This window comes from Synechococcus sp. R6-7 (assembly GCF_047461695.1).
Classification (GTDB): Bacteria; Cyanobacteriota; Cyanobacteriia; order Thermostichales; family Thermostichaceae; genus Thermostichus.
In genome coordinates this window covers 1-4319 of sequence record NZ_JANSHS010000316.1, presented here as the reverse complement: position 1 = coordinate 4319, position 4319 = coordinate 1, and the positions used below count along the sequence as shown (strand labels likewise).

The 4319-nt window shown below is 60.2% G+C and carries 4 protein-coding genes; 1 reads left to right on the top strand and 3 read right to left on the bottom strand.

Features of this window, described 5'->3' with window-relative positions; genetic code table 11:
* Window positions 1–29: 29 nt before the first annotated feature.
* From NW815_RS09660 to NW815_RS09650, 3 genes are read right to left on the bottom strand one after another with little or no spacing between them, the layout of a single operon-like run.
* Window positions 30–1238, bottom strand: a complete 1209-nt coding sequence (locus NW815_RS09660; protein ID WP_414388209.1) for an amino acid ABC transporter permease — start codon at window positions 1236–1238, stop codon at window positions 30–32.
* A 3-nt stretch (window positions 1239–1241) separates the two neighbouring features.
* Window positions 1242–2477 carry an amino acid ABC transporter permease gene (locus NW815_RS09655; RefSeq protein WP_414415951.1) on the bottom strand — a complete coding sequence of 412 codons (1236 nt, stop codon included), beginning with the start codon at window positions 2475–2477 and terminating at the stop codon, window positions 1242–1244.
* A gap of 35 nt (window positions 2478–2512) precedes the next feature.
* Complete coding sequence (locus NW815_RS09650; RefSeq protein ID WP_414388213.1) at window positions 2513–3532, bottom strand: amino acid ABC transporter substrate-binding protein; 1020 nt, start codon at window positions 3530–3532, stop codon at window positions 2513–2515.
* A gap of 274 nt (window positions 3533–3806) precedes the next feature.
* On the opposite strand from NW815_RS09650, the gene NW815_RS09645 reads away from it, so the two are divergent.
* On the top strand, window positions 3807–4319 hold a 513-nt coding region (locus NW815_RS09645), incomplete at its 3' end, for an amino acid ABC transporter ATP-binding protein (protein WP_414415950.1).

The following is a 4319-nucleotide window of genomic DNA, read 5'->3' as shown; positions in this document are numbered from 1 at the left end:
GGGACGGGGAAGGGGAGCGGTTGCAGTTTTTAGCGCTTGCCCAAGCCCAGCGCCTTTTCCACCTGCTGGGCGGCGTAAGCCATGGCAAAGCAGCAGATGAAGTAGATTAGGCCGATAAAAAACAGCACTTCCCGCTGGGTGCCTAGCCAGTTGGGGTTGGTGAACACCACGCGCCCCGCCTGCAGCAGGTCGATGAGGCCGACAATGAACACCAGCGACGTGTCTTTGAAGAGAGTGAGGAACTCGTTCACCAGCGCCGGAACGGCTGCCCGCAGTGCCTGGGGCAAAATCACCAGAGCCGTCACTTGAAAGGGGTTCAAGCCGAGTGCCCGTGCCGCTTCTAGCTGGCCCAGCGGGATCGACTGCAGGCCGCCCCGCACGTCCTCGGCCACGTACACGGCTGTAAACAAGATGAAGGCCACCTCCGCCCTGATGATCAGGTTGACGCTGATCCCCCCCAGAAAGAAGGGCACCAACAGCCAGGCGGCAAACAGAATGGTGGTCAGAGGCACCCCCCGCACCAGCTCGATCACCAGCGTGCAGAAGATCCGGATTACCGGCAACGCCCGATTGGCCCGGCCCAACGCCAGCAACACCCCAATGGGGAAGCCGATGATCATGGCGGCTGCCGCCAAGATCAAGGTCAGCAGCAGTCCAGACAGTTGCTCAGCCCGCACTGCCGGCCAAGGGGGGCCCAGGTCGCCCAGCAGCAGCTGCAGACAGAGGGGCAAGATCAAGGCCCAAACCCAGATGGAAGCCAGCCGCCAGGATTCCCGTCCGCGACTGAGGGCAATAGCGGCAAAAGTGACGCCAGAGCAAACCGCCAGCCACCCCTGCGACTGGGTTCCCAAAGGCAGGAAAGCGGCCAAGCCCATAGCAGCTCCCAAGAGAATGAGGTAGTGCAGCAGCACACCGCCCCAAGCCCCCCCCGCTACCCCCAAGGTGGCCAGCACAATTCCCAACACCGCCCACACCCGCCACAGTTGGCTGCTGGGGTAGGTGCCGCTGGCAAAGATTTTCAGGTTGGCCGGGATCACCTCCCAGCGGGCTTGGGTGAACGCCCAGTTCCAGAACAGGGAAATTGCCCAGGCCAACACCAAGGCAGAGACCAAGGTGAGCAAGGTGCTCAACCAGGAGTCGAACAGGTTGCGGCGCACCCAAGCCAGAGGACTTTGTTTCTCCCTGGGGGGGAGTACCTTTTCTTCTTCTATAAGCGGAGAGGAGAGACTGCTGGGCATGGGTTAGCGCTCCACCAATTTGACGCGGGCATTGAGCCAGTTCATGCCGTAGGAAACCACCAGGTTGAAGGTCAGATAGGTGGCCATGAGGATGGCGAACATCTCCACCGAGCGTCCCGACTGGTTGATGATGGTGCTGCTGATGTTGAACAGATCGGAGAAGCCAACGGCAATGGCCAAGCTGGAGTTTTTGATCAGGGTGAGATACTGAGTGTTCAAGGAGGGGATCATGATCCGCAGGGCCTGGGGCACAATCACCAAGCGAAAGGTTTCCAGCTCCGACAGGCCGACGGCCCGGGCCGCCTCCCACTGCCCCCGCGGCACCGCCAAAAAGGATCCCCGCACCACTTCGGCAATGTAGCAGCCGGTGTAGGTCACCAAGCCCAGCATCATGGCGGTAAACTCCGCCGAAAGCTGGATCCCACCCCGGAAGTTAAAGCGCTCCAGTACCGGGACATCCAGCCGCACCGGCGGCTCTGGGAAGAGCACCCAGCAGGCCACCGCCAGCAGCACCACCCCCGCAGCCACCCACAGGTTCCGCTGCCGGGATCCCAGCTCGGGGCGACGGGCCAGGAGCAGCTTGCGGATCCCCCACCCAGCCGCGATTACAATGGCCAGCGCGGGAACCAGCCAGCCGCTGGGATCCAACCCGGGCAGCTTCACTCCCCGCTGGTTGATAAAGACAAGCCCGCCGATGGAGAGACTGTTGCGCACCCCCGGCAGGGTGAGGATCACCCCCTGGTACCAGAAGATCACGATCAGCAGCACCGGGACATTGCGAAAGATCTCAGTAACAACGGTGGCCAGCTGGCGGGCCAGCCAGTTGCTGGAGAGGCGAGCCATCCCCAGGACAAAGCCCATCGCCGTCGCCAACACAATGCTGACTGCCGACAGCCAGAGGGTGTTCACCGCTCCCACCGCCAGAGCCTTCAGGTAGCTCTCGGAGGGGTCGTAGGGGATCAGCCCCTCGGTGATCCCAAAGTTGGCGGAGTTGCCCAGAAAGCGAAAGCCCAAACTGATGCCCAGGCGGCGCAGGCTGGCGAGGAGGTTCTGAGCAAGGATCCCGAACACCAGCAGCACGGCCACGACAAAGGCCACCTGCAGCAAGAGCTTCAGGATACGCTCATCCCGCCACCAGGGGGGGCGAAGGTGGGACTGGTCGGACAGAGAAGTCATGCGGGGCAAGCAAAAATTCAGAGCACAGCAGAGAATAGGGGATCCCTGGCCGGTACTGACCAACCGGGATCCCTAGGCCCGGATTCCGAATCAGCCGATCAGCGGAAAGGCGGCGCGTACTGGATCCCGCCTTTGGTGTAGGGCTGGTTCAAGCCCCGCGGCACGCCCAAGGGGGTCAGGTGGCGGTTGAAGATCTCGCCGTAGTTGCCCACCGCCTTGATGACATTGACCACCCAATCCGGCTTCAGGCCCAGCAGCTCTCCCAGGTTGCCTTCCTGGCCCAAGAAGCGGCGAATGTCCGGATCCTCGGACTTGAGGAACTCGTCCACATTGGCGCTGGTGATCCCCTTTTCTTCTGCATAGAAGAGGGCGTAGACCGTCCAGTTCATAATGTCGGAGAAACTCTCATCTCCGTGGGGAACCAGCGGCCCCAAGGGCTCTTTGGAAATGATCTCCGGCAAGATCACGTGGTCGTCGGGAGAAGCCAAGCTGGCCCGGCGGGAGATGAGGGCGCTTTGGTCGCTGGTGATGGCATCGCAACGGCCCTCTTCGTAGGCGTTGAAAGAGGAATCATCGCCGTCGAAGGTTACTGGCGTAAAGGCAATGCCACGGGCGCGGAAGGTATCCGCCAAGTTCAGCTCGGTGGTGGTGCCGGCAATCACACAGATGGTGGCCCCGTTCAGGTCTTCCAGCTTTTCCACCCCCAGCGACTTCCGCACCATAAATCCTTGGCCGTCGTAGTAGGTGGTGGGGCCGAAGGTCACCGCCCACTCGCGATCCCGGGTGAGGGTCCAGGTGGTGTTGCGGCTAATCATATCGACCTCGCCCGACTGAATCGCAGACTGGCGATTGGCCGCCGTCAGGTAGACGTATCGAACCTTGTCCGGATCGCCAAAGAGAGCGGCAGCTACCGCCCGGCAGATGTCGATATCAAAACCCACATACTTGCCTTGATCATCCAGGTTGCCGAATCCGGGCAGTTGGTTGTTCACCCCACAGATCAACTCGCCCCGAGCCTTGATGCGTTCGGTGAGCGGCCCGAGCTGCGCCCAAGCGGGAAGGGACTGCAGGCCCATAGACAACGCCAGTGCCCCGGCCAAGGGAGCCAATCCGTTCAAATGCTTTATCCAGTTCATAAAATTACCCCATGTCAATCCTCAAGATCTTCGTCGTCAACAGTCGTTCATACACGGCACTTCAACCGAGATACCGTGCCATTGGGTTACACTCCTGCCACACCCCATAGAATGGTTTGCCATAGGCGCCTACGATTTTCTCAAAGCCTTACATGTCAGGGCGTATGGAAATGTTGCAGAGGCTACGGTTGTGGCTCGGCCAGTTCTGCCATGGTACCCATGCCTGCTTTGGTGAAACTTAGGGAGTCACCCACCCATGCAAGGATCCCCGCACATAAGGTCTTCACTCTCTCCGCAAAGTGCAGCCAGCGCTGACATTATCCAATGCGAAGATGTTCACAAATGGTACGGCGATTTCCACGTCCTCAAGGGCATTACCACCCGCATCCGCCGCGGAGAGGTGGTGGTGGTCTGTGGGCCTTCAGGTTCGGGCAAGTCAACGTTTATTCGCACGTTGAACCGCTTAGAAGAACACCAGAGAGGGCGCATTGTGGTAGATGGCATTGAGCTAACCAGCGACCTGCGCAACATCGATGCCATTCGCCGCGAGGTGGGCATGGTTTTTCAACAGTTCAACCTGTTTCCCCATCTCACGGTTTTGCAAAATGTAACCCTTGGCCCAATCCACGTGAAAAAGATGAAAAAAAGTGAGGCGATAGAGCGGGCTATGGAACTGCTAAGCCGCGTGGGGATCGCCGAGCAAGCAGAAAAATACCCGGGGCAACTTTCGGGGGGGCAGCAGCAGCGGGTGGCGATTGCCCGCGCCTTG